General features: G+C 65.2%; 25 protein-coding genes and 1 pseudogene. 8 read left to right on the top strand and 18 right to left on the bottom strand.

The window, feature by feature from the left end; all coding sequences use genetic code 11:
- Positions 1-101 precede the first annotated feature (101 nt).
- The 9 genes from OKW30_RS21725 to OKW30_RS21685 form a co-directional block, all read right to left on the bottom strand.
- Positions 102-1,151, bottom strand: a complete 1,050-nt coding sequence (locus OKW30_RS21725; protein ID WP_184066525.1) for an L-threonylcarbamoyladenylate synthase — start codon at positions 1,149-1,151, stop codon at positions 102-104.
- Positions 1,152-1,161: 10 nt separating this feature from the next.
- Positions 1,162-2,358, bottom strand: coding sequence for a 5-(carboxyamino)imidazole ribonucleotide synthase (locus tag OKW30_RS21720; RefSeq protein WP_184066527.1), 1,197 nt, complete (start codon positions 2,356-2,358; stop codon positions 1,162-1,164).
- Positions 2,359-2,462: 104 nt separating this feature from the next.
- Positions 2,463-2,981: a 5-(carboxyamino)imidazole ribonucleotide mutase gene (gene purE, locus OKW30_RS21715; RefSeq protein ID WP_018421699.1), complete on the bottom strand. Its 519-nt coding sequence runs from the start codon at positions 2,979-2,981 to the stop codon at positions 2,463-2,465.
- A 56-nt stretch (positions 2,982-3,037) separates the two neighbouring features.
- Positions 3,038-3,928, bottom strand: a complete 891-nt coding sequence (locus OKW30_RS21710; protein ID WP_184006461.1) for a phosphoribosylaminoimidazolesuccinocarboxamide synthase — start codon at positions 3,926-3,928, stop codon at positions 3,038-3,040.
- A 133-nt stretch (positions 3,929-4,061) separates the two neighbouring features.
- Positions 4,062-5,126 carry a class II fructose-bisphosphate aldolase gene (gene fba / locus OKW30_RS21705; RefSeq protein ID WP_184023005.1) on the bottom strand — a complete coding sequence of 355 codons (1,065 nt, stop codon included), beginning with the start codon at positions 5,124-5,126 and terminating at the stop codon, positions 4,062-4,064.
- Between the two features lie 187 nt (positions 5,127-5,313).
- Positions 5,314-6,750 (bottom strand): pyruvate kinase, encoded by a 1,437-nt coding sequence (pyk, locus tag OKW30_RS21700; RefSeq protein ID WP_429347528.1) that lies wholly within the window; start codon positions 6,748-6,750, stop codon positions 5,314-5,316.
- Positions 6,751-7,201: 451 nt separating this feature from the next.
- Complete coding sequence (locus OKW30_RS21695; protein ID WP_187629031.1) at positions 7,202-8,395, bottom strand: phosphoglycerate kinase; 1,194 nt, start codon at positions 8,393-8,395, stop codon at positions 7,202-7,204.
- Positions 8,396-8,673: 278 nt separating this feature from the next.
- Complete coding sequence (locus OKW30_RS21690; RefSeq protein WP_429347527.1) at positions 8,674-8,997, bottom strand: AzlD domain-containing protein; 324 nt, start codon at positions 8,995-8,997, stop codon at positions 8,674-8,676.
- Positions 8,994-9,749, bottom strand: coding sequence for an AzlC family ABC transporter permease (locus OKW30_RS21685; protein WP_184066531.1), 756 nt, complete (start codon positions 9,747-9,749; stop codon positions 8,994-8,996). Before OKW30_RS21685 ends, OKW30_RS21690 begins: the two co-directional genes overlap by 4 nt.
- Positions 9,750-9,975: 226 nt before the next feature.
- Here OKW30_RS21685 and OKW30_RS21680 point away from each other — a divergent pair, with 226 nt between their 5' ends.
- The 6 genes from OKW30_RS21680 (at position 9,976) to OKW30_RS21655 (ending at position 14,688) form a co-directional block, all read left to right on the top strand.
- On the top strand, positions 9,976-10,899 hold the full coding sequence (locus OKW30_RS21680; RefSeq protein ID WP_184066533.1) for a branched-chain amino acid transaminase: 924 nt from the start codon (positions 9,976-9,978) through the stop codon (positions 10,897-10,899).
- A gap of 74 nt (positions 10,900-10,973) precedes the next feature.
- Positions 10,974-11,168 (top strand): zinc-finger domain-containing protein, encoded by a 195-nt coding sequence (locus tag OKW30_RS21675; protein ID WP_008920434.1) that lies wholly within the window; start codon positions 10,974-10,976, stop codon positions 11,166-11,168.
- 209 nt (positions 11,169-11,377) lie between these two features.
- Complete coding sequence (gene waaF / locus OKW30_RS21670) at positions 11,378-12,403, top strand: lipopolysaccharide heptosyltransferase II (RefSeq protein ID WP_018421708.1); 1,026 nt, start codon at positions 11,378-11,380, stop codon at positions 12,401-12,403.
- 165 nt (positions 12,404-12,568) lie between these two features.
- Complete coding sequence (locus OKW30_RS21665; protein ID WP_184066535.1) at positions 12,569-13,015, top strand: nuclear transport factor 2 family protein; 447 nt, start codon at positions 12,569-12,571, stop codon at positions 13,013-13,015.
- Between the two features lie 52 nt (positions 13,016-13,067).
- On the top strand, positions 13,068-14,120 hold the full coding sequence (locus OKW30_RS21660; protein ID WP_429347526.1) for a hydrolase: 1,053 nt from the start codon (positions 13,068-13,070) through the stop codon (positions 14,118-14,120).
- Positions 14,113-14,688 (top strand): DUF2946 family protein, encoded by a 576-nt coding sequence (locus tag OKW30_RS21655; protein ID WP_184066540.1) that lies wholly within the window; start codon positions 14,113-14,115, stop codon positions 14,686-14,688. The genes OKW30_RS21660 and OKW30_RS21655 overlap by 8 nt, the downstream gene beginning before the upstream one ends.
- Positions 14,689-14,719: 31 nt before the next feature.
- On the opposite strand, the pseudogene OKW30_RS21650 reads toward OKW30_RS21655, so the two are convergent.
- Positions 14,720-15,148 (bottom strand): annotated as a pseudogene (locus OKW30_RS21650) (M48 family peptidase); the annotation flags it as partial.
- Between the two features lie 235 nt (positions 15,149-15,383).
- On the opposite strand from OKW30_RS21650, the gene moaC reads away from it, so the two are divergent.
- On the top strand, positions 15,384-15,863 hold the full coding sequence (gene moaC, locus OKW30_RS21645; protein WP_018421713.1) for a cyclic pyranopterin monophosphate synthase MoaC: 480 nt from the start codon (positions 15,384-15,386) through the stop codon (positions 15,861-15,863).
- Between the two features lie 31 nt (positions 15,864-15,894).
- Entirely contained in the window at positions 15,895-16,245 is a 351-nt protein-coding gene (locus OKW30_RS21640; protein WP_090805453.1) for a nucleotide pyrophosphohydrolase, read from the top strand.
- 53 nt (positions 16,246-16,298) lie between these two features.
- Here the strand turns inward: OKW30_RS21640 and OKW30_RS21635 are convergent, their stop codons facing one another.
- From OKW30_RS21635 to recA, 8 genes are all read right to left on the bottom strand, one after another.
- Positions 16,299-18,083: a PglL family O-oligosaccharyltransferase gene (locus OKW30_RS21635; protein ID WP_429347525.1), complete on the bottom strand. Its 1,785-nt coding sequence runs from the start codon at positions 18,081-18,083 to the stop codon at positions 16,299-16,301.
- Positions 18,084-18,245: 162 nt separating this feature from the next.
- The gene (locus OKW30_RS21630; RefSeq protein WP_090801738.1) at positions 18,246-18,869 is read right to left on the bottom strand and encodes a pilin; all 624 of its coding nucleotides are present in this window, start codon (positions 18,867-18,869) and stop codon (positions 18,246-18,248) included.
- A 157-nt stretch (positions 18,870-19,026) separates the two neighbouring features.
- Positions 19,027-19,731, bottom strand: a complete 705-nt coding sequence (locus tag OKW30_RS21625; RefSeq protein WP_184006616.1) for a TerC family protein — start codon at positions 19,729-19,731, stop codon at positions 19,027-19,029.
- A gap of 165 nt (positions 19,732-19,896) precedes the next feature.
- Positions 19,897-20,778, bottom strand: a complete 882-nt coding sequence (gene sucD / locus OKW30_RS21620) for a succinate--CoA ligase subunit alpha (protein WP_013090441.1) — start codon at positions 20,776-20,778, stop codon at positions 19,897-19,899.
- 130 nt (positions 20,779-20,908) lie between these two features.
- On the bottom strand, positions 20,909-22,078 hold the full coding sequence (sucC, locus tag OKW30_RS21615; protein WP_013090442.1) for an ADP-forming succinate--CoA ligase subunit beta: 1,170 nt from the start codon (positions 22,076-22,078) through the stop codon (positions 20,909-20,911).
- 55 nt (positions 22,079-22,133) lie between these two features.
- Complete coding sequence (locus tag OKW30_RS21610) at positions 22,134-22,808, bottom strand: DUF2889 domain-containing protein (RefSeq protein ID WP_184066546.1); 675 nt, start codon at positions 22,806-22,808, stop codon at positions 22,134-22,136.
- 130 nt (positions 22,809-22,938) lie between these two features.
- Positions 22,939-23,697, bottom strand: a complete 759-nt coding sequence (gene recX / locus OKW30_RS21605) for a recombination regulator RecX (protein WP_184066548.1) — start codon at positions 23,695-23,697, stop codon at positions 22,939-22,941.
- A gap of 7 nt (positions 23,698-23,704) precedes the next feature.
- Positions 23,705-24,781, bottom strand: coding sequence for a recombinase RecA (gene recA, locus OKW30_RS21600; protein WP_018421721.1), 1,077 nt, complete (start codon positions 24,779-24,781; stop codon positions 23,705-23,707).
- Positions 24,782-24,885: the final 104 nt, after the last annotated feature.

Raw genomic sequence — 24,885 nt, 5'->3', positions numbered from 1 at the left:
TCGCTAAGGCTGGCTAGATGGCAAAAGGCCCGGCTCGTTGAACGAGCCGGGCCTTTGCCTTTTCCGGTGGCCACGCCATGCAGCCCAGCGATCCGATTGCGTCAGTGCTGCGCTTCGAATGCCGCCGCCGCGCGCCCGAGCCGATCGTTGAGCGCGATCCATTCGATCGTATCGGGCAGCTTCTCGATCAGAATCCGCGTGACGTTCGCGCGATCGAGCGCGCGCAGCAAGCCGTAGAGTTCGCGTGCATAGACGTGCGGATCTTCCGGCGCGGCGACGAAATGCACGCCGTCGACATCGGCCCACTGTCCCGCACGCGACGCGCGCGCGACCAGCGCGACGCGCTCGCCCGGCTCACGCACCGCGAGAAGCGGCTCGAGCTCGCCGAATGGCAGCAGCACGAGCGGCGTGCGCGGCGCGTAATGCGCTTTCAACGTGCCCGACGCGCGCGGCGCGGTCGCGTCCGACCCGTCGGGCAGACGCGGCGCCTCGCCGAGCACGTCGGCGATATCCTGCGGCGTCACGCGACCGGGCCTCAGCAGCGCCGGAAAGCCGCGCGACAGATCGAGAATCGTCGACTCGATACCGACATCCGACGCGCCGCCATCGAGCACATGAATCGCGCTGCCGAACTCGTCGCGCACATGCTGCGCCGTGGTCGGGCTCACATGCCCGAAGCGGTTCGCCGACGGCGCGGCGACGCCGCCATGCCCGCCGCGCAACGCGCTGAATGCATCGAGCAACGCCTGCGCAACCGGATGCGACGGGCAGCGCAGTCCCACCGAGTCCTGCCCGCCGCTGACCGCTGCCGGAATGCGCGCAGCGCGCTTGAGGATCAGCGTGAGCGGTCCCGGCCAGAACGCGTCGATCAGGCGCTGCGCATCCGCCGGCAAATGCTCGACCCAGTAGTTCGGATCGCCATGCGGCGCGAGATGCACGATCACCGGATGATTGGCCGGCCGCCCCTTCGCCGCGTAAATGCGCGCGACCGCGTCCGGGTTCTCGGCATCGCCGCCGAGGCCGTACACGGTTTCCGTCGGAAACGCGACCAGCCCCCCCGCGTCGAGCAAGGCCGCCGCGTGCTCGATCTGCGCGGCGCTGACCGGCAACGCGTTGGTAGCGTCCTCGGCGGGTTTCTGTTGATCCGGCATGGCGTGCGCGTCAGCTGGTGGCGATGTGCAGCAGCCGCGCGCAATCGCGCGCCGCGGTGCGGGCTTCTTCGAGCGTCGGCGCGGTGAAGTTCACGTGGCCCATCTTGCGGCCGCAACGCGCCTCTTCCTTGCCGTACAGATGCAGGCGCGCTGACGGCATCGCGGCGACTTCCTGCCACGGCGGCGTGACCGCCGCGCGCTTCGGACCGTCCGGAAACCACACGTCGCCGAGGATGTTCAGCATCACCGCCGGCGAATGCTGGCGCGTGTCGCCGAGCGGCATGCCGGTCATCGCGCGCACCTGCTGCTCGAACTGGCTCGTCGCGCACGCGTCGACCGTGTAGTGGCCGGAGTTATGCGGGCGCGGCGCCATTTCGTTGGCGACCAGCGAGCCGTCTTCGAGAATGAAGAATTCGACGCACAGCACGCCGACGTAGCCGAGCTTCTCGGCGATCTGCAGCGCGGCCTGTTGAGCCTGCTGCACGAGCGCCGGCGACGCGTCCGGCGCGGGGACGATGGTGTGCGACAGCACGCCGTCGCGATGGGTGTTCTGCGCAAGCGGATAGACCACCGACGCCCCGCTCGCCGCGCGCGCGATCAGCGCCGACACCTCGAACTTCAGCGGCAGGCGCTTCTCGAGCACACACGGCACGCCGCCGAGCGACGCATGCGCCTCGCGCACTTCCTCGGCGTTGCGCACGCGAATCTGGCCTTTGCCGTCGTAACCCATGCGCGCCGTTTTCAGGATCCCGGGCAGCACCGCTTCGAGCTCGCCATCGCCCAGCGCCGCAAGCGCATCCGACGACTCGATCACGACGTGCGGCGCAACCGTCACACCCGACGACGCGATAAAGCGCTTCTCGGCGATCCGGTCCTGCGCGACGGCGACGCAACGCCCCGCCGGGCTCACGAAGGTGGACTTGCCGAGAAAGTCGAGGCTCGCGGACGGCACGTTCTCGAATTCGGTCGACACCGCCGCGCACAACCGCGCGAGTTCGGTCAGCGCCGCTTCGTCGCCGTAGGCCGCGCGCAGGTGGCGGTCGGCGACCGCGCCGGCCGGGCTGGTTTCGTCCGGATCGAGCACGGCGACGCGATAGCCCATCGCCTGGGCGGCAAAACAGAACATGCGGCCGAGCTGGCCGCCACCGACCATGCCAAGCCATGCGCCGGGCAGAATCGGTGAAACCGGTGTGTTGTCAGGGTTCATCTTGGTGGTCGGTCGCGGCCGGATACGCGTCGCGCTCGCACAGCGAGCGGCGAGCATCCGGCCGGGGGTCGGACAGGAGACGTCTTATAAAACAACCAGCGCGCTTACAGCGCCGGCAATACCATCGCGTGAGCCGCTTCGTTCTGGCGCACACGGAATGCAGCGAGCTTGTCCGCGTATTCGGCGCTGGTGCCGGAGAGCAGGGACACCGCAAACAGCGCCGCGTTCGCGGCACCCGCCTCGCCGATCGCAAACGTCGCGACCGGCACACCCTTGGGCATCTGCACGATCGAATGCAGCGAATCGACGCCCTTCAGATACTTGCTCGCGACCGGCACGCCGAGCACCGGCACCGTGGTCTTCGCGGCCAGCATGCCCGGCAGATGCGCGGCGCCGCCCGCACCCGCGATGATCGCGCGAATGCCGCGCTCGCGTGCGCTTTCAGCATAGGCGAACATTTCGTCGGGCATGCGGTGCGCGGACACGACCTTCGCTTCGTACGGCACGCCGAATTCCTGCAGAATCGCGACGGCGTTTTTCATCACTTCCCAGTCGGAACTGGAGCCCATCAATACGCCGACGACCGGCGCATCATGCGTATGGGCGGTTTGTGCTTCACTCATCTTACGGCTTCCTTGTTTCCCGGCGATGCGCGCCTGACACGGCGCGCGCGATCAGATCAGTCGAGCTTGTGGCCGGTCAGGCGCTCGAGCGCTTCCTGGTACTTCTCGCCCGTTTTCGCGACCACGTCGTCCGGCAGCTTCGGCGCCGGCGGCTCTTTCTTCCACGGCTGGGTTTCGAGCCAGTCGCGCACGAACTGCTTGTCGAACGACGGCGGGTTCGTGCCGACCTGGTACTGGTCCGCCGGCCAGAAGCGCGACGAATCGGCGGTCAGCGCCTCGTCCATCAGGTACAGCTTGCCGTGGTTGTCCAGACCGAATTCGAACTTCGTGTCCGCAATGATGATGCCGCGCGTGGCCGCGTAATCAGCGGCTTCCTTATACAGACGGATCGAAATGTCGCGGATCGTGGCCGACAGTTCGGTGCCGATGCGGCGCTCCATCTCGTCGTAGGTGATGTTTTCGTCGTGGTGGCCCATCTCGGCCTTGGCGGCCGGCGTGAAGATCGGCTCGGGCAGCTTCTGCGCGTTCTGCAGACCCGGCGGCAGTTGCACGCCGCAGACCGAACCGGTGGCCTGGTAATCTTTCCAGCCACTGCCGGCCAGATAGCCGCGCACCACCGCTTCGACGAGGATCGGCTCGAGACGCTTGACGACCACCGCGCGCCCCTTGACCTGCTCGACTTCGTCCGGCGCGACCACCGACTCCGGCGCGACGCCCGTCAGGTGGTTCGGCACCACGTGCTTCAGTTTCTCGAACCAGAAGTTCGCCATCGCGTTGAGCACGCGACCCTTGTTCGGAATCGGCTCGCCCATGATCACGTCGAACGCCGACAGACGGTCGGTCGTGACGATCAGCAACTGGTCGTTGCCCACCGCATAGTTGTCGCGGACTTTGCCGCGGCCGAGCAGCGGCAGCGAGCGGAGCGTGGATTCGTAGAGGGTAGACATCGTCGTGGTTCGCTAAAAGTGGTGCAAAAAATGTGACCGGAACAAAAGGGAAACGCCGTTCCCCCGATGATGCGGGAACGGCGATCGGACGACAACCTGGCCAAACGGCCAGGCGCGGAGCCAAAACTACAGCTTAACGGACGACTTGCGCGAGCTCGCCCGACTTGTACTTCTGCGCAATTTTATCAAGCGAAACCGGCTTGATCTTGCCAGCCTGGCCTTCGCAGCCGAATTGTGTGTAACGGTCGATACAGATCTTCATCGCCGCTTCGCGCGCCGGCTTCAGGTAATCGCGCGGATCGAACTTGCCCGGGTTGGTCGCCATGTAGCGACGGATCGCGCCCGTGATCGCCAGACGCAGGTCGGTATCGATGTTGACCTTGCGCACGCCGTGACGGATGCCTTCCTGGATTTCTTCGACCGGCACGCCGTAGGTTTCCTTCATGTCGCCGCCGAATTCGCGGATTTCCGCGAGCAGCTCCTGCGGCACCGACGACGAGCCGTGCATCACGAGGTGCGTGTTCGGAATGCGCTGATGGATTTCCTTGATGCGCTGGATCGAGAGAATATCGCCCGTCGGCTTCTTGCTGAACTTGTAGGCGCCGTGCGAGGTGCCGATCGCGATGGCCAGCGCGTCGCACTGGGTCAGCTTGACGAAGTCGGCGGCCTGCTCCGGATCGGTCAGCAGTTGTTCACGCGTCATCGTGCCTTCGGCGCCGTGGCCGTCTTCCTTGTCGCCCTTCATCGTTTCGAGCGAACCGAGCACGCCCAGCTCCGCTTCCACGGTGACGCCGATCGAGTGCGCCGCCTCAACGACCTTGCGCGACACTTCGACGTTGTACTCGTACGATGCGACCGTCTTGCCGTCGGCTTCGAGCGAACCGTCCATCATCACGCTGGTGAAGCCGCTGCGAATCGCCGCCATGCACACCGCCGGCGACTGACCGTGGTCCTGGTGCATCACGACCGGAATGTGCGGATACGACTCGACCGCCGCTTCGATCAGATGACGCAGGAACGGCTCGCCCGCGTACTTACGCGCACCGGCCGACGCCTGCATGATGACTGGGGCGTTGACCTTGTCGGCCGCGGCCATGATCGCCTGCACCTGCTCCAGATTGTTCACGTTGAATGCCGGAAGGCCATAGCCGTTTTCCGCAGCATGGTCCAGCAGTTGACGCATTGATACGAGAGGCATGCTGAAACTCCTTAGATTGAAACGAATTCTTTTGCCGTCGGCATCTTTTGCGGCGATTTTATCGCGACGCAGGGGGCGTTCCCGCGATGACACCGGCACTTTGGTGCGCCGTCGCACATGGACCGTGCGGGTTTCGCCGCCCTGCTTCGCTCAATCGAGCCTGTGCCGATCGAGCAGTCCTGCCTGATCAGTACGGTTCACCGACCCGCACGATCTTCAACGTATTGGTGCCGCCCGCCTGACCCATCGGCTCGCCGACCGTCAGCACGACCATGTCGCCGTGCGACGCGTAGCCCTTGCCGACCACCGTTTCGAGCGCCTGCTGCAGCGCCGTGTCGCGGTCGGTGTTGGTGTCCAGATGCAGCGACGTCACGTTGCGGTACAGCGCCATCGCCCGTTCGCTGCCGACGCGCGGCGTCAGCGCGAAGATCGGCACGTGGGTCCAGTGACGCGACATCCACAGCGCGGTCGAGCCCGATTCGGTCAGCGCGACGATGGCCTTGGCGCCAAGGTGATAGGCGGTGAACAGCGCGCCCATCGCGATCGACTGGTCGATCCGCGTGAACGTGCGGTCGAGGAAGTCCTTGTCGAGCTCCGACTGCTCGGACTTTTCCGCTTCGACGCAAATCGCGGCCATCGTCTCGATGGTCTGCACCGGGTACTTGCCCGCCGCCGATTCCGCCGACAGCATCACCGCGTCCGTGCCGTCGAGCACCGCGTTGGCGACGTCCGACACTTCCGCGCGGGTCGGCACCGGCGCGTGGATCATCGACTCCATCATCTGCGTCGCGGTGATCACGAACTTGTTCGATTCGCGCGCCATCCGGATCATGCGCTTTTGCAGCGCCGGCACCGCGGCATTGCCCACTTCCACGGCCAGATCGCCACGCGCGACCATGATGCCGTCCGACGCGTCGAGGATGCCTTGCAGCGCCGGAATCGCTTCCGCGCGCTCGATCTTCGCGATCATTTTCGGCTTGATGCCGTACGGCGCGCCGGCGATGTTCGCGAGCTGGCGGGCCATTTCCATGTCGGTCGCGTTTTTCGGGAACGACACCGCGACGAAATCGACGCCGAGCGACATCGCCGTGCGGATGTCCTCCATGTCTTTGGCGGTCAGCGCGGGCGCCGACAGACCGCCGCCCTGGCGGTTGATGCCCTTGTTGTTCGACAGCTCGCCGCCGATCTTCACGACCGTGTGGATCTCGTTGCCGTTCAGGCGCTGCACGTTCAGCACGATCAGGCCGTCGTTGAGCAGCAGTACGTCGCCCGGCTTCAGGTCGCGCGGCAGATCCTTGTAGTCGAGGCCGACACGCTCGTCGTTGCCGAGCTCGCAGTCGGCATCGAGGACGAACGGATTGCCGGTGACGAGAGTCGTGCGGCCGTTCTCGAATTTGCCGACGCGGATCTTCGGGCCTTGCAGGTCAGCCATGATGGCGACTTCGCGGCCGGCCTGACGGGCCGCCTCGCGCACGAATTCGGCGCGCTGGCGATGGTCGTCCGCGGTGCCGTGTGAGAAATTGAGCCGCACCACGTCCAATCCCGCCTGAATCATTTGCAGCAGGATTTCCGGCGTGCTGGAAGCCGGACCGATAGTAGCGACAATCTTGGTGGCGCGATGCATGAGTCTCCTCGTCTGGATAGGATCGCTGGTAAGAGCGCTGCGGGGCTGCTGCGGAGTTCGCGCATCGAAAGATGCTGGCTGGGGTCGCGCGCCGGTTGTGGCCGGTGTCGCTTTGTGGAGTGATGCGGGTGATGCGATATTCGAGAGCGGCGCCTCGCGCGCCGGAGATTTGCTGCCCTGCTTGCCGGAAGGCTGTTCCGGCCGGGCCGAATCGTGTTGAGCAGCTTCGACCTGTGCCGTTGGGGGCTGCTCCGCGTCGCCGGTCGGAGCATGCGCTGCAACCGGTCCCGCGGGCGCTATCGGCGCTTCGGCAGCCTCGTCCTGTCCGGCCGCTGCCGACGCAGCGGCCGCGCGTGTCGCGCGCTCCCCTGCCGGCGTTGCCGCGTTACCGCGCGGCGCTTTCACGCCACGCGCCTTGGTCGACTTCGCCGCTGGGGAGCGCGTCGCCACGTTAAGCCCGCGATTCCAGAACTTCTACCGCCGGCAGCTTCTTGCCCTCGAGGAACTCGAGGAATGCGCCGCCACCCGTCGAAATGTAGCTCACCTGGTCGTGGATGCCGTACTTGGCGATTGCCGCGAGCGTATCGCCGCCGCCTGCGATCGAGAACGCCGCCGAGCGCGCGATCGCGTCCGCGAGCGTCTTCGTGCCGTTGCCGAACTGGTCGAACTCGAACACGCCGACCGGGCCGTTCCACACGATCGTGCCGGCCTTCTCGAGTTGCGCGGCGAGCACCTTGGCCGTTTCCGGGCCGATGTCGAGGATCATGTCGTCGTCCTGCACATCGGCGACGGCCTTTACTTCTGCCTTCGCGGTCGGCGAGAACTCCTTGGCCGTGACGACGTCGGTCGGGATCGGCACCGAGGCGCCGCGGGCCTTGGCCGCGTCGATGATCGCCTTCGCTTCGTCGACCAGATCGGCTTCGGCGAGCGACTTGCCGATCTTCAGGCCGGCCGCGAGCATGAACGTATTGGCGATGCCGCCGCCGACGATCAGCTGGTCGACCTTCTCCGCGAGCGACTTCAGGATGGTCAGCTTGGTCGACACCTTGGAGCCCGCGACGATCGCCACGAGCGGACGCTTCGGTGCGCCGAGCGCCTTGCCGAGCGCTTCGAGCTCAGCGGCGAGCAGCGGACCCGCGCAGGCAACCGGCGCGTACTTCGCGATGCCGTGCGTAGTCGCTTCGGCGCGGTGGGCGGTGCCGAACGCGTCGTTCACGTAGATATCGCAGAGCTTGGCCATTTTCTGCGCGAGCTCGTCGGAATCTTTCTTTTCGCCCTTGTTGACGCGGCAGTTTTCGAGCAGCACGACCGAGCCCGGCGCGACGTTCACGCCCTTTTCGACCCAATTCGCGACGAGCGGCACGTCGCGGCCGAGCAGCTCCGCGAGACGCTTCGCCACTGGTGCGAGCGAATCTTCCGGCTTGAAGTCGCCTTCGGTCGGACGGCCAAGGTGCGAGGTGACCATCACCGCGGCGCCGGCGTCGAGCGCGGCCTTGATGGCCGGCACGGAAGCGCGGATGCGGGTGTCTTCGGTGATGTTGCCTTGATCGTCCTGCGGCACGTTCAGATCGGCGCGGATGAACACGCGTTTGCCGGACAGCTTGCCTTCGGCGATCAGGTCGGAGAGACGCAATACCTTGTTCATGGGCTTGAGTATGCGAGTTGATGAGAAGGCGGTGACGGACAGCGCGCGGGGCCGAGGCGCAGCGAACTCCAGCGCTTCGGCCCAACGGCTCCGCGGGATCGGGCGCCGGCGGCCGGCCGCGGCACCAGGCGCCTTGCCGCGGCGCGCTCAACCCGGAAAAGGCATTTTAACTGATCCCAACGGCCTTCTGATCCGCGACACGGCGAATGTCGCGCATTTGATCGCAAGGCCGCGGATGCCGCGGCGTAGCATTCATCGCCGCACCCCGGGCCCGGCCCTCACAGGAAGACGCGCATCAGCGTGAACACGACCATTCCGGTCACGATCGTGCCGAGCATGGTGCGCCGCCACAAAAACCAGCCGAGGCCGGCGAGCGTCGCGTAAAGCTCATGGTTGGAAGGCGCGAACGACAGCCCATCGGACGTCGTCAGCACGTCGGGCACCAGCACCGCGGCGAGCGCGGCGGCCGGCGCGTAGCGCAGCATCTTCTGCACGCGCGCCGGCAGTACCGTGCGCTCGCCGCCGATCAGGAACATCGCGCGGGTGAGCGCGGTGACGAAGGTCATGCCGAAAATGGCGAGCCAGATTTGCGTGGAGGTCATCGGGAGTCTCCGGCGCGATCGTTCACGCCACGAATGCGGCGCAGGTCGGCGCGCTCGATCATCAGGTCGGCCGCGCTGCCGGCCGCGATCGCCGCGATCACCGCGAGCGGCAACGCCAGCCGGTACGGCAGATCGAGCGCGAGCAGCGACACGATGCCGGCCACGCTGACCGCGACCAGCGTCGAGCGGGTGGCGATCGCCGACACCATCACCGGCAGCAGCGCGAGCGTGCCGGCCAGCGCGAGCCCCCAGTTGTCCGGAATCAGGCTCGCGAGCAGGATGCCGATGATCGACGACACCTGCCACGACAGCCAGCTCGATACCGCCATGCCCCAGAAGTACGCCTCCTTGCCCGGCACGTAGCCGGTCGGAAAGCTCTTCTTGACGAATAGCAGATAGATCACGTCGCCGTTGAAATAGCCCAGCACGATGCGCCGCCACATCGACAGATACGGGAAGTGCGGCGCGAGGCCGGCGCTGAAGATCACGAAGCGGGTGTTGACCATCGCCGCGGTCAGCAACACGGTCCACACCGGCAGCTTCGCCGCGAGGAGCGGCAACACCGCCAGCTGCGACGATCCGGCGTAGCACAGCAGCGACATCGTGAGCGCCTGCGGCAGCGTCAGCACGGACTTGCTCATCGCGATGCCGGTCACGAGGCCCCAGGAAAAAATCGCCATCAGCGTGGGAGCGTAGGCGCGCGCGCCTTCACGAAAAGCGCGGCGATCAGTGTCGGACAGTCGAGCGAGCATCGGGCGAAGGGTGCGGGCGCAGGAAACGCCGTCAAGAAGGCCAGGTCGGCGCCAGCTTGCGAGACCACCCGCTGGCGCATCCGGATTTGATTTATGCGTGCGCTGGATTATAGCGTCCGGGGTGCGCCCAAATGCCCGTGGTGTGTGCAAATGACGCTAAAATAGCGCTCCCGGCCATGTCCTGCGCTCATGGCCGCACCTCATAACGCACCTGCTGGAGAACCGTATGTCAATGGCCGACCGCGACGGCAAGATCTGGATGGATGGCAAGCTCATCGAGTGGCGCGATGCCAAAATCCACGTGCTCACCCACACGCTGCACTACGGCATGGGCGTGTTCGAGGGCGTGCGCGCTTACAAGACGGCCGACGGCGCCACCGCGATTTTCCGCCTGCAGGAGCACACCAAGCGCCTTCTGAACTCGGCGAAGATCTTCCAGATGAACGTGCCGTTCGACCATGAAACGCTCGCCGCCGCGCAGCGCGAAGTGGTTCGCGAGAACAAGCTCGATTCGTGCTATCTGCGCCCGATCATCTGGGTCGGCTCGGAAAAGCTCGGCGTGTCGGCCAAGGGCAACACGATTCACGTCGCGATCGCCGCGTGGCCGTGGGGCGCATACCTTGGCGAAGACGGCATCACCAAGGGCATCCGCGTAAAGACGTCGTCGTTCACGCGCCATCACGTGAACGTGTCGATGGTGCGCGCGAAGGCGTCGGGCTGGTACGTGAACTCGATCCTCGCGAACCAGGAAGCGATCGCCGACGGCTACGACGAAGCGCTGTTGCTCGACGTCGACGGCTACGTGTCGGAAGGCTCGGGCGAGAACTTCTTCCTCGTCAACAACGGCAAGCTGTACACGCCTGATCTGTCGTCGTGCCTCGACGGCATCACGCGCGACACCGTCATCACGCTCGCGCGCGACATGGACCTGCAGGTGATCGAAAAGCGCATCACGCGCGACGAAGTCTATACCTGCGACGAAGCGTTCTTCACCGGCACGGCGGCCGAAGTCACGCCGATCCGCGAGCTCGACAACCGCACGATCGGCGCTGGCGCGCGCGGCCCGATCACCGAAAAGCTGCAGTCGGCTTTCTTCGACGTCGTGAACGGCAGGAGCGCGAAATACGCGCACTGGCTCACGAAGATCTGAGCGACGTTTCGAGATGCCCCGCGCAGCCCGACGGCGGCGCACTGCAAGCACCCCGCATACAACGAGAAAGTCTCATGAGCGAAATCAAGGAAATGCCGCTGGTCGAACTGTCGGCAAAAGATCTGCCGGCGTATTGTCCGAACCCGGCCATGCCGCGCTGGAGCGCGCATCCGCGCGTCTTCATCGACGTGTCGCACGGCGAAGCGCGTTGCCCGTATTGCAGCACGCGTTACAAGCTGCGCGACGGCGAAGTGATCAAGGGCCATTGATCCAACGCATCGAGCGGTTCTGAGCCAGCTTGCACGGCACGAGGCGCGCGTTTTGAATCACGCGCTCGCCGCGCCGCAGGCTCGACCGCACGACCCGTGCGGCCGAACGGCATCGCGCCGTGCGGCTTTCCGCTTTCCCCATTTACCTATCCGAGTGCCGCGCGCATCGCGCGCGCGGCGCTTGTTATCGACACCGGACACTCACTCTGATGCGTCGCGCGTTGGTTATCGCACCGAACTGGATCGGTGACGCATTGATGGCGCAGCCGCTGTTTGCGCGCCTCGTGAAATTGCATCCGCGCATCGTCATCGACGCGGTCGCGCCCAGCTGGGTCGCACCCGTGCTCGAACGCATGCCGGAAATCCGCGACGTCTACGCGACCGATCTCGCCCACGGCAAGCTGCAGATGCTGCGCCGCTGGCAGCTGTCGAGCGATCTGCGCGACGTCGGCTACGACGCGGCCTACGTGCTGCCGAATTCGTTCAAGTCGGCGCTGATTCCGTGGCTGGCGGGCATTCCGCTGCGCATCGGCTACACCGGCGAGAGTCGCTACGGCGTGCTGAACGTGCGTCACGCGAATCCGCGCAAGGACGCCCGCCCGCCGATGGTCGGCCACTACGCCGCCCTCGCCTATGCGCCAGGCGCCAAGGTCCCCGAAGATCTGCCGATGCCGCGCCTCGACACGGACCTGAACGAGGCCTCGCGCGTGTCGGCGCGCTTCAATCTCGATACGCGCGTGCCGCTGCTGGTGTTCTGCCCCGGCGCCGAATACGGTCCCGCGAAGCGCTGGCCGCCCGAGCACTTCGCGTCGCTCGCGCAGATGGTCGGCCAGTCGTTCCCGTACACGCAAATCGTCGCGCTCGGCTCGCCGAAAGACGCGCCGCTCGCGCAGGCGATCGCCGAGAAAGCGCCGAACGTGCGCAACCTGTGCGGCCAGACCGCACTCGGCGAGGCTTGCGCGCTGATCTCGCGGGCCAACGCGGTCGTCACCAACGACTCCGGACTGATGCACGTCGCCGCCGCGCTGCGCCGCCCGCTCGTGGCCGTCTACGGTTCGACCGATCCGCGCCACACCCCGCCCTTGTCCGAGCTCGCGAAGGTACAATGGCTTCATCTCGAATGCAGCCCCTGTTTTGAGCGCGAGTGCCCGCTCGGTCATCTGAACTGTCTGAAGCAGCTGAGCGCCGAGCAGGTTTTCGGCGATTTGCGCGGCATGCTGCTCGCGCAGCGCTGAGCTGACTGGTACTCGCACGCAACACCGCACGCCCCGAGCGCGTCGCGTCATGTTCGCGCCTTGCGGCACGGGCAAGCTGACGCCGGGGGCGATGGTCCGGCGCTCTGGACCGTCCCGCTACCGCTGACCCGCAACCGCGCGCCGCGCACAAGAGACTGACGAGCCATGCCACGTTTTGCCCATATCTTCGAAGCCGCCGCCGATACCCTGAACGCCTACTATCAGGCCGTCGCCGAGGTCAATATCGACAGCTTGATGGGCTTGTGGATCGACGAGGAGTTCGTCAGCTGCATCTGCGCGGACGGCTCGCATCTGCACGGCCTCGAGAGCATCCGCAATGGCTTGCAGGTCCAGCTCGAAGCGCTGCCGGTGTCGATCGAGCCGCTCGACATCCGCGTCTACGACAGCCTCGGCACCGTCGTCTATGCGATTGCCGAAGCACATCGTCCGGCCAACCCGACCGCCACGCCCGCGATGGTCTTCACCACCTACGTGCTGGTCCATGAACGCGGCGAATGGCGCATTGCGCATATTCACGCAAGCCCGATGCCGAACGAGACCGCCAGCCAGTTCGCGACGAAGATGCGGCATGGCCAGGGTCCGCTGCACTGACGCGCGGCACCACGACAGATTCGGAATCACGTTTTCTCGCCTTTCCGCCGGTATGAGTTCGACGCCACATAAACCCGCTTCCTCCGGTACGGCCCCCGTCAAGGTGGCGGCCGCCGTCGAGGCGACCGTCGAGCTGCTGTACCGCGCGCCGCTGTGGCTGCCGAACCGGCATGTGCAGACGATCGTCCCGTCGCTGTTCGCGCGCCGCCCCGCGGTATCGTTTCGCCGTGAGCGCTGGGACACCCCGGACGGCGATTTCATCGATCTCGACTGGGTCGCGCACGATACTCCGCCCACCGACACCGCGCCGCTCTTCGTGCTGTTTCACGGCCTGGAAGGCAGTTCGTCGTCGCACTACGCGGTCGCGCTGATGGCCGCCGCGCGCGAATACGGCTGGCACGGCGTGGTGCCGCACTTTCGCAGTTGCAGCGGCCCGCTGAACCGGCTGCCGCGCTTCTATCATCTCGCCGACAGCAACGAGGTCGACTGGATCCTGCGCCGCCTGCGCGCCGCGCATCGCGGGTCGGTGGTCGCGGCGGGCGTGTCGCTCGGCGGCAACGTGCTGCTGCGCTGGCTCGGTGAGCGGCAGGCCGATGCGGCGCGGGTGGTAGCCGCCGCTGCCGCGATTTCGACACCGATCGACGTCCATGCGGGCGGCCGTGCGCTGTCGCAGGGCTTCGGCCTCGTCTACACGCGCAGCTTCCTGAAGACGCTGAAGCACAAGGCCAACCAGAAGCTCGAGCAGTTCCCGGGCCTGTTCGATCGCGACGCGATGCTCGCGAGCCGCACGATGTACGAGTTCGACAACGTCGTGACCGCGCCGCTGCACGGCTTTCGCGATACCGACGACTACTGGAGCACCGCAACCACCCGCCCGCTGCTGCCGCACATTCAGGTGCCGACGCTCGTGCTCAACGCGCGCAACGACCCGTTCCTGCCGGCCGAATCGCTGCCGTCGCGGCACGAGGTGTCGGCGGCGGTCGAGCTTTATCAGCCTGAGCACGGCGGCCACGCGGGCTTCATGACCGGGCCGTTCCCGGGCCGCATCGACTGGCTGTCGCGGCGCGTGTTCGGCTATCTGGAGCGACACGTCGATCATGGATGACATCGTCAAACAGGCGCTCGCCAAATGGCCGAACGTGCCGAGTTGCACCGGCTGGCTGATGCTCGACCGGCGCGGCAACTGGCGCATGCGCGACGAAGCGGCCCAGACGAGCGGCGCGCCCGGCGTGCCGATCCGGCATGAGGCGCTGCTTGGCTTCATCAACCGGAACTACGAGGCCGATGAGCGCGGGCAGTGGTTTTTTCAGAACGGACCACAGCGCGTGTATGTCGAGCTGGCTTATACGCCGTGGGTGGTCAGATTGTCCGCGCACGCGGATGGAACGCTCGCGCTGCACGACCAGGGCGGCGGCGCGTTCGAGCCGGCGGCGGTGTTCGTGGATGAAGACGGCGGCATTCTGTTTGCCGATCGCTCGCAGCCGGCACGTATCGCGGTGCTGCACGATCACGACCTCGAGATCTTCTCCGATCACGCGACGCTCGCCGACGATGGCTCATTGAGCGGTGCGTTCCACTGGAGTGTTCAGCGCACCTTGCCGCTGCAAAGCGTGCGACGCGATCAGGTGGCCGCGCGCTTTGGCTTCGTTGCGAGCCCGGCGGCGCAGGTCTGACGCGCGCAGCGGCGCGCGTTCACGTCCCACCCTACCCTTTCTCGTCGAGCCGCTCCTCCTTGTAGCGGCTCTCCATCTCGTGCAGGCGCGCGTCGACGGTCGCGAGGTCGTAATAGCCGATCGTCTTCAGGTCGCGCGCGTCCTTCAGCTGCCGGATCGCCGATGGCCACGCGCCCTCCAGCGCGAACTTCTCCGCCATCGCGCGATGCTGCGTCAATGCATCGCCACTGCCCGCGCTCGCCTGCGCGAGATAGAGCCACCACGCGGGTTGATCGGGATGCGCCCGGGTCTCCTGCTTCGCGAGCGCCTGCGCGTCGGTGAAGCGATGCAGCGTGAACAGCGTGCGGATATGCATGTCGATCGCCGCGTTCGATTGCGGCCAGCGCTTCTGCGCGAGCTCGGCGAGACGCGCGGCTTCGTCGGCGTGACCGGCACTCCGTGCGATGTCGGTCGCGAGCACGACGGATAGCAACGCAGCGAGGAATCGTTTTGGATGCGTCGCGAAGCCGGCCTGACGAAGTCGAAAAACGCCGCGCGTGGCCCGGACTAAGATAACGGGCAAGGGCGTCGCAGGACGCGTACGAGGCAAAACTCAGAGCACGACACAGCGCAAATGTAATCAAATCAATCAGTCGCCGCGACGATTCGAGGCCGCGCCGCACTGCTATGATAGGCGCCCTCTGAAGGAGTCAACCATGCCTGAACTCACTCATTTCGATGCGGCCGGTGACGCGCATATGGTGGACGTCGGCGGCAAGCAGGAGACCAGGCGCATCGCGATCGCGCGTGGCTCGATCCGCATGCTGCCCGACACGTTCGCGCTGATCCGCGACGGCAACGCCAAAAAGGGCGACGTGATCGGCATCGCGCGGATCGCGGCGATCCAGGCCTCGAAGCGCACCGCCGATCTGATTCCGCTCTGTCATCCGCTCGCGCTGACACGCGTGAAGGCCGATTTCGAACTCGACGAGCAGATGCCCGGCGTGCATTGCACGGTCCAGGTCGAGACGTTTGGACGCACGGGCGTCGAAATGGAGGCGCTTACCGCCGTGCAGATCGGGCTGCTGACCGTGTACGACATGTGCAAGGCGGTGGATCGCGGCATGACCATCACCGATGTGAAGGTGATGGAAAAGCATGGCGGGAAATCGGGGGATTGGGTCGCGCAAGCTTGACGTGCGGTTCGACAACTATCCGGATAGCAACATGACCATCGACGAACTGCTCGAGCAGCTACTGGCGTTTCGCGACGCGCGCGACTGGCGGCAGTTTCACACGCTGCGCAACCTGATCGTCTCCACCGGCATCGAAGCCGGTGAGCTGTTGGAGACGATTCAGTGGAAGACCGATGCGCAGATCGACGCGCTGCTCGGCGATCCTGCGCAATCGACGAACCTCAGGCACGAGTGCGCCGACGTGTTCATGTACCTGCTGCTGGTCGCCCATACCGCCGGCTTCGATCTCGTCGACGCGGCAGCGGAAAAACTGAAGCTGAACGAAGCGCGCTACCCCATCGACAAGGCGAAAGGCACGGCCGCGAAGTATTCCGAGCTTTGAACTATGAAGCGAGGAAGCCGCGGCGCCAGCACGCCTGAGCTTCCGCGGTCCGATCAATCTTCGTCGCTGTCGTCATCCGGCGTCGCATCGTGCGCCGGTGTGCCGTAGCGCTTCACCAACTGCTGCTTGAAGCCCGCGAGCGACTTCTGCTCGTCGACGAGCTGGTAGAGATAGCCGAGCTGCGCCGGCCAGTCTTTCAATTCCTCGGCGAAGATCCGCAAGCGTTCGACCGTATCGAGCGCCGCCGCGGTATCGCCGGTCAGCGCCTGCAGCACCGCGTAGCGACGCAGCACCGTCTCGCCCGGCAACAGGGCGATCGCCTGCTTGTGCATCGCGAGCTTGCGCTGCAGGTTCAGCGGATTCATCGGCTGCAGCGTCGCGAGACCGTATTCGCCCCACGCGCCGAACATGAACGACGGATCGGCGCCGTACTGCTCGGCCGGACGCGCGCCGTAGTAGAGCACCTCGGCACGCGCATAGTCGCGATACACCGGATACAGCGCGGCGAGCCCGCCGAACACCACCACCGCGAACGCGCCGAGCGACAGATTCGCCGGCACCGCGCGCAACGGCCGCGTTTCGAGCAGGCCGAACACGAACATCGCGGGCAACAGGAAGAACATGTACTGCTGCGGATACTCGACGAGCGCATGCATCGTCAGCACGCCGATCAGCGCGATGCCGAACACGCGCGCGGCGCTTTGCGGCGCACGCACGACGCGCACGAGCCACGCGACGAGACCCACGAGCACGATCGCGAGACCGATCAGACCGGTTTTCGCGAGCAGGTCGACGAAAATGTCGTGCGAGTTGTTGGCGATTTCGACGCCGCCCAGCTGCTTGACGAGCTCGAACTGATGGCTCGGAAATTCGCCCCAGCCGACGCCGAGCAGCGGATGCTGATTGAACATCGTCCAGCCGTATTTCCACAGCGCGAGGCGCGGCGCGATCTGGCCGGCATCCTGGAAGCGTTCGGCCGCCGACTGCGCGAGTTCGAGGTGAAAGCGCACGTTGGCCCAGCGGATCAGCGCATTGACCACGAAAAACAGCACTGCGAGCGCGATCGGCACCAGCCATTCACGGTTGCTACGGCGCAATTGCGGTTCGTTGCGAGTCTGCGCGAAGGCCATCCAGAAGCCGGCGACGACGATCACGCCCATCTGCAGCCATGGACCCCGCGACACGGTCAGCGCGAGGCCGAGCGAGAAAATCGTCGACACGAGCAGCCAGATGGGCACCGCGATGCGGCGCGTCTGCACGAGGTACAGCGCGCCCGCCATCGCGAACGCGATATACGTCGCGAGGTGGTTCGCCTGCGCCATGTTGCCGAACGGCCGGCGCTCGACGGTTATGTTGTACGCGACGACGAGCGGAGCCACGCGCGCCTCGAGGTGAAACAGCTGGATCACCTGACTGAACACCGCGAACAGACCGCCGACGATCAACGCCCCCGCCGCCCAGCGCAACGCGGTCTCGTCGAGCTTCACGCGCGTGAAGCCGTAGCCCACATGCACGGCCATCCACGCAGCGAGCAGGAAGCCCGCGCCGAGCCAGTTCATCGATGGCTCCGCGACCGGCAGCACCAGCGTCTGCACGACCAGCACGAGGCCGAACAGCAGGGGTACGAGCGCGACCGCGGGCGACGCGAAGCTCACACGCGGCCGGGTGGTCGCGACCAGCAGCACGACGGCCGCCCCGGTCAGCAGAAACAGCGCGAGCGAGGTGAATTCGGCGTAGAAGGTTGGGATCGGATACGTATGGTTGGCAACCGCGTAGGGCAGGATCAACGCAAGAGCCAGCAGTACGAGAGACAGGTAGCGCGCGAAAGGGGTGGGCATCGAATCAACGGTGGGCGTCAGCAACCGGCGCACTATACAAAAATTTCGTTGCACTGTGCGCCGGTCCGGCCGAAATAGGCTGAAAATCAGCCTTTTACGTTGTGGCTTCGACTCATCCAGTCAGCGCTCGGCTGCTGTCTCGTTCACTCACTCATTTGCCCCTTATGAACGGCATTCGGGCGGCGCCAGATTCGCGGCGAGCGTCGGCGCCTCGCTTGGCATCGGCCCCGAACCCGGCGCCGGCAACGACGACGCGCTCTTGCCGCTCGCAAAGCATTCCCACGTCAGCGCGCCGGTCTGCACCGCGTCCTTGCTCAACGCGACGCGCGCGCTCGGCGCATCGACGTTGTCCGGGACCGACGGCACCAGCGTCATGGTGTTTGCGCCGGCCTGCGCGACACGCGTCGAGTACGTGATCGTGATCTGACCAGTGTCGTCGTCGATCTGGATGGACTCGACGTTGCGCGTGGCGGGCGGCGACGCATAACCGCCGCTGAACGCGTTGCCGCTCGCGGCGTTTTCGGCCACCGCGAGCCGCGCCGACGCCGCGAGCGACAAGCCCTCGCCGACCCGGCTGCGCGCCAGATAGTCCTGATACGCGGGAATCGCGTAGGCCGCGATCACGCCGACGATCGCGAGCACGATCATCAACTCGATCAGCGTGAAGCCGACGCCGCAGCGGCGGCAGATGCGCGCGAACCAGCTCGCGCGCCAGCGTGCGCGGCGCGACCTACGCGAGGATTGCGTCGATTGAGAGTATGGGGAATATGGCAGGGTAACGATCATCGGCAGACTCCTGATACGAGAAACGCCTGGCCCGTGGATCGGGAACAGGCGTTTCAATCGTAGCGAGCGAAGCTCGCGCGTCACAGTCAGCCGGATGGCCAGGCTTGCATTCGGACGACATCACGAATCAGGCAGCGATGCACCGTCAGCACCATGCTCACACCGCCGCACGTTTCGCGTTACGGCGCTTCAACAGATAACCGACGATCACGACGAACAGCGCGCCCGCGATGCTCATCCCGTATTCGGCGACTGGCGTGTCGAGGATCGGCCAGCGGTCGCCGGCCGGGTCGTTGACCATCAGACCACCCGCGATCCAGCCGAGCAGGCCCGCGCCGAACAGTACGATGCCCGGAAAGCGATCGAGCAGCTTCAGAATCAGCTGGCTGCCCCACACGATCAGCGGAATGCTCACGACGAGGCCAAAGATCACCAAAGCCAACCGGTGCTCGTGCTCCGCGGCTTCGGCCACGCCCGCGATCGCGATCACGTTGTCGACGCTCATCACCGCATCCGCGATGATGATCGTCTTCACCGCCGAGATCAGCTTGTCGGCCGGCTTCACGTTGTCGTGAGCGTCGTGCGCCGGCGCGAGCAGGCGCACGCCGATCCACAGCAGCAGCAAGCCGCCCGCGAACTTCAGGAACGGCACGTCGAGCAGCACGACCGCGAACGCGATCAGCACGACGCGCAGCGCGATCGCGCCGGCGGTCCCCCACACGATCCCACGCATGCGCTGCGACTGCGGCAGGTTGCGGCAGGCGAGCGCGATCACGACCGCGTTGTCGCCGCCGAGCAGAACGTCGATGACGATGATCTGAAAGACCGAGCCCCAATGGAGGGTCGTGAAGAATTCGAGCATGGAAAAAAGCATAAGAAAAAATCGACCGCGCGGACAGAACCGCGGCGCAAGCTCGGACAAAAAAAAGCGGGGGAGTCTGCACTCCCCCGCTTTTTGGGACCGCCCGCTCACGAAAGGAGGTCGTAAGCGTATCAAAATCGCGCGCCAACGGCACGCGAATTCGATTTACAGCATCGCCTTCAGAAGACGCGCCATTTCCGACGGGTTCTTCGTGACCTTGATACCGCACGCGTCCATGATTTCCAGTTTCGCTTCGGCGGTGTCCGCACCGCCCGAGATCAGCGCGCCGGCGTGGCCCATGCGCTTGCCCGGAGGCGCCGTGACGCCAGCGATGAAGCCAACCACCGGCTTCTTCATGTTGTCCTTGATCCAGTGCGCGGCGTTCGCCTCGTCCGGACCGCCGATTTCGCCGATCATGATGACGGCGTCCGTATCCGGATCGTCGTTGAACATCTTCATCACGTCGATGTGCTTCAGACCATTGATGGGGTCGCCGCCGATGCCGACTGCCGACGACTGGCCGAGGCCGATCGCGGTCAGCTGGCCGACTGCTTCATACGTCAGCGTGCCCGAACGCGACACGACGCCGATGCGGCCCTTGCGATGGATGTGACCCGGCATGATGCCGATCTTCAGTTCGTCCGGCGTGATCGTGCCCGGGCAGTTCGGTCCGAGCAGCAGCGTCTTGCGGTTTTCGCGACGCATACGGTCCTTGATCTCGATCATGTCGCGGACGGGAATGCCTTCCGTGATACAGATTGCGAGATCCAGGTCGGCTTCGACTGCTTCCCAGATTGCGGCGGCAGCGCCTGCCGGCGGAACGTAAATCACCGACACGGTCGCGCCCGTCTCAGCCTTGGCTTCAGCGACGCTCGCGTAGATGGGGATGCCTTCGAAATCTTCGCCGGCGCGCTTCGGGTTCACGCCCGCGACGTACGCTTCGCGGCCGTTTGCGTATTCACGGCAAGCACGCGTGTGGAACTGACCGGTCTTGCCGGTGATGCCCTGCGTGATGACCTTGGTGTCTTTGTTGATCAGAATCGACATGTATTGACCTCTGTTCGTTTGGCGTCGCGCGGTAGCGCCACTCGGCGCGATGCTTCACGCCTGTGTCGCTCGCGCGCCGCCACTCGTAAACCTGGCAAATGAGCTGGTAAATGCGCCGTGGACAGCTGGCTTAGGCCTTGCCCGAAGCAGCCGCGACGACCTTCTGAGCCGCCTCTTCCATGCTGTCCGCCGAGATGATCGGCAGGCCGGATTCGGCGAGCATCTTCTTGCCCAGGTCTTCGTTCGTGCCCTTCATGCGGACCACGAGCGGCACCTTCAGCGACACGGCCTTCGACGCCGCGATCACGCCTTCCGCGATCACGTCGCAGCGCATGATGCCACCGAAGATGTTGACCAGAATCGCGGTCAGGTTCGGGTTCTTCAGCATGATCTTGAAGGCTTCGGTGACCTTCTCGGTCGTAGCTCCTCCGCCGACGTCGAGGAAGTTCGCCGGTTCGCCGCCGAACAGCTTGATGGTGTCCATCGTTGCCATTGCGAGGCCGGCGCCGTTCACCAGACAGCCGATGTTGCCGTCGAGCGAGATGTACGCGAGGTCGAACTTCGACGCTTCGATTTCAGCCGGATCTTCTTCGTCCAGATCGCGGTACGCGACGATTTCCGGGTGACGGAACAGCGCGTTCGAGTCGAAGTTGAACTTCGCGTCGAGTGCGATGACCTTGCCGTCGCCGGTCAGGATCAGCGGGTTGATTTCGGCGAGCGATGCGTCGGTTTCCCAGAATGCCTTGTACAGGCCTTGCAGGATCGCGCGAGCTTGCGGGATCGAAGCGTCGGGCACGCCGATCTTCTTCGCGAGGTCGTCTGCTTCTGAGTCCTTCAGGCCAGTCGACGGATCGACGGCAACCTTGTGGATCAGCTCAGGCGTCTTTTCCGCGACTTCTTCGACGTCCATGCCGCCTTCGCTCGACGCCATCACGACGATCTTCTGCGAAACGCGATCGATCACGAGACCGACATACAGTTCCTTCTTGATGTCGGCGCCTTCTTCGATCAGCAGGCGGTTCACCTTCTGGCCTTCCGGACCGGTCTGGTGCGTGACGAGCTGCATGCCGAGGATCTGGTTCGAGTACTCGCGAACCTGTTCCAGCGACTTGGCGACCTTGACGCCGCCGCCCTTGCCACGGCCACCCGCATGGATCTGAGCCTTCACGACCCACACCGGGCCGCCCAGCTCTTCCGCGGCCTTGACCGCATCATCCACCGAGAAGACCGGCTTGCCGCGCGGTACCGCGACGCCGAATTTCCGCAGGATTTCCTTACCCTGGTACTCGTGAATCTTCATGCGTGATTCCCTTCAGTGTGAGAGTTGGATAGAACTTCGATTCCGTTGCCGCCGTTCAGGCCGACGCGTCGCCGCTTCGTTCGCGGGCCGCCGCGCCGTCCGACGAGGCCGCGCGTTCCGCCGGACGCGGTGCATGACCATACCAGCGCGGATAAAACTGTTTCACCGCCTCGCCGTCGAAACGCAGCGCGTGGCAGCGTCCCAGCTGGAATGGCGGTTTGTCGTTGGAATGCCCGCCTGTGCCGTTAGACGATTCGTCTCCCGAACCCGCGTTCGCACCCGGCGTGCCGTCATCGGTGTTCCATACGTCGCCGGCGAACGCCTGGATCGCGGCGGTCGGCAGGATCGCGCACAGCTCGGTGAGATGCGTGCAACCGGCCGTGCCGGCCAGCAAACGGGCAGCATCGCGACGGAAGTTGTGGAACAGATTGAGCCCGATGAGGGCACGGTAGGCGGGATTGCTGGCCTGGCACAACCCTGGATAGGGCACCCAGTCGGACGACGCCTCGGCGTTGACGACATTGAGCTTGCGATCGATGGTGATGCGAAGCCAGAGTTCATGGATCGGCTGACCATTGGGCCGGACACCCGACGCAAGCGCCACATCGCGTGGCTTTTCGTCGGTCAGGCACGCTTCCACATCCCACAGACCATCGGCTCGCTCGTAAGCTTCCGCTCTGATTGCGCGACGATGGCGCAACTGACGGGACACTGGCGGGGAGAGCGACATGCGGGAAGGAAAGGCCGGATTGGAAAACGTCTGGATTTTAGCATAACGGGTATTTGGGACAGCCCCGATTGCGCACGGCCTGGCGCCAGGTTACGGCGCGGTAATTGCCCTACCCGTCGAGACTGGCGTGTTAGTCGCCGTCCCCGATGTCGTCGATACCCTTCAGGATCTTGCCGATCGTCGCGCCGGAGAAGCCGCGCGACGCGAGAAAGCGCGCCTGCTTCGCGCGCTCGGCCTGCGTTTGCGGCAACTGGCCGAACTTCTTGCGCCAGACCGCCTGGGCGCGCGCGAGTTCGGTTTCGCGCAATTGCGCGCTCGCCTCTTCGACGAGCGCCGGGTTGAGCGCGTGTTGCTTCAATTCGCCGAGAATGCGGCTCGTGCCGAGCCGCGATGCGCGCCGATGGATCAGGCTTTCCGCGAAGCGCGAGTCGGATAGCCAGTTTTCGGCCTGCAGCGCGTCGAGCACCGTGTCGAGCGAATCGGTTTCCTCGACGTAAGGCTTCAGCTTGCGGGCGAGGTCGGCGCGGCTATATTCGCGGCGCGACAGATAGCCGAGCGCGCGCGCTTTCAGCGAACGGGCGGGGCGTTGGGATTTTCTGCTGTCGTCTTTGTCGGACTGGCCCGGCTTCTCTTCGCCGGGTTGGCGACGGGAGCGGGTGTAGGTGACCTCGGAGGGGATTGGGGAATCGAGTCCGGAGGAATCCCGGCTGGACGACGCTGCAGCGGGCGCAGACCGCGTACGCTGCGGGTCGCGGCCCGCAGCGCGGTCATGTGCGTCGAACGGTTCGAACGGATCGCCGGATTCAGGCGATCCGTCCGCCGCGTCGCGCGGGCCGTCCGGATAGCGTCCGGAGTCGAAACCGGACAGCGGCCGGCCTTTGCGTATCACTTGATGCTTACTCTTCTTCGCCCGCGACTTCAGCGTCCGCGCCGGTCACGGCGTTCGCCATCGCGGTAACGCCCAGCGATTCGCGGATACGGTTTTCGATTTCGCGAGCGATATCCGGATTTTCGCGCAGGAATTCACGCGCGTTGTCCTTGCCCTGACCGATCCGCTCGCCGCTGTAGCTGTACCATGCGCCGGCCTTGTCGACGATCTTCGCCTGCACGCCGAGGTCGATGATTTCGCCCTGACGCGAGATGCCCTCGCCGTACAGGATGTCGAAAATCGCTTCACGGAACGGCGGCGCCACCTTGTTCTTGACGACCTTCACGCGGGTTTCGTTGCCGATCACTTCGTCGTTCTTCTTGATCGAGCCGATGCGGCGAATGTCGAGACGCACCGACGCGTAGAACTTCAGCGCATTACCGCCCGTGGTGGTTTCCGGGTTGCCGAACATCACGCCGATCTTCATGCGGATCTGGTTGATGAAGATCACGAGGCAGTTCGTGCGCTTGATCGTGCCGGTCAGCTTGCGCAGCGCCTGCGACATCAGACGCGCCTGCAGACCCGGCAGCGAGTCGCCCATTTCGCCTTCGATTTCCGCCTTCGGCACCAGCGCCGCGACAGAGTCGATCACGATCATGTCGATCGAGCCCGAGCGCACCAGCGCGTCGGCGATTTCGAGCGCCTGTTCGCCGGTGTCCGGCTGCGAGACCAGCAGGTCGGCGACGTTCACGCCGAGCTTGCCCGCGTATTGAATGTCCAGCGCGTGTTCCGCGTCGATGAACGCCGCGGTGCCGCCGAGCTTCTGCATTTCGGCGACGACCTGCAGCGTCAGCGTGGTTTTACCGGACGATTCCGGACCGTAGATTTCGACCACGCGGCCGCGCGGCAAACCGCCGACGCCCAGTGCGATGTCGAGGCCGAGCGATCCGGTGGAGACCACCTGGATGTCTTCGACTGCCTCACCTGCGCCGAGCCGCATGACCGACCCTTTGCCGAACTGCTTTTCGATCTGCGCGAGCGCGGCGGCGAGAGCCTTGCTCTTTTCAGCAGTCAGTCCAGCCGAGCCTTTCTTGCTTTCTTCCATGAATCGTCCTTTGCTATGATGAACGGCGTCTGAGGCAGATGTGCACCCGTGGTTCCACTCGAATTGAGCGGAGTCTCCAGGACATCACACGAAACGCAGACACT

The organism is Paraburkholderia sp. Clong3 (assembly GCF_050436485.1).
GTDB lineage: Bacteria > Pseudomonadota > Gammaproteobacteria > Burkholderiales > Burkholderiaceae > Paraburkholderia > Paraburkholderia tuberum.
The sequence above is the reverse complement of the archived record's forward strand: the minus strand, read 5'-3'. Positions and strand labels throughout refer to the sequence as shown.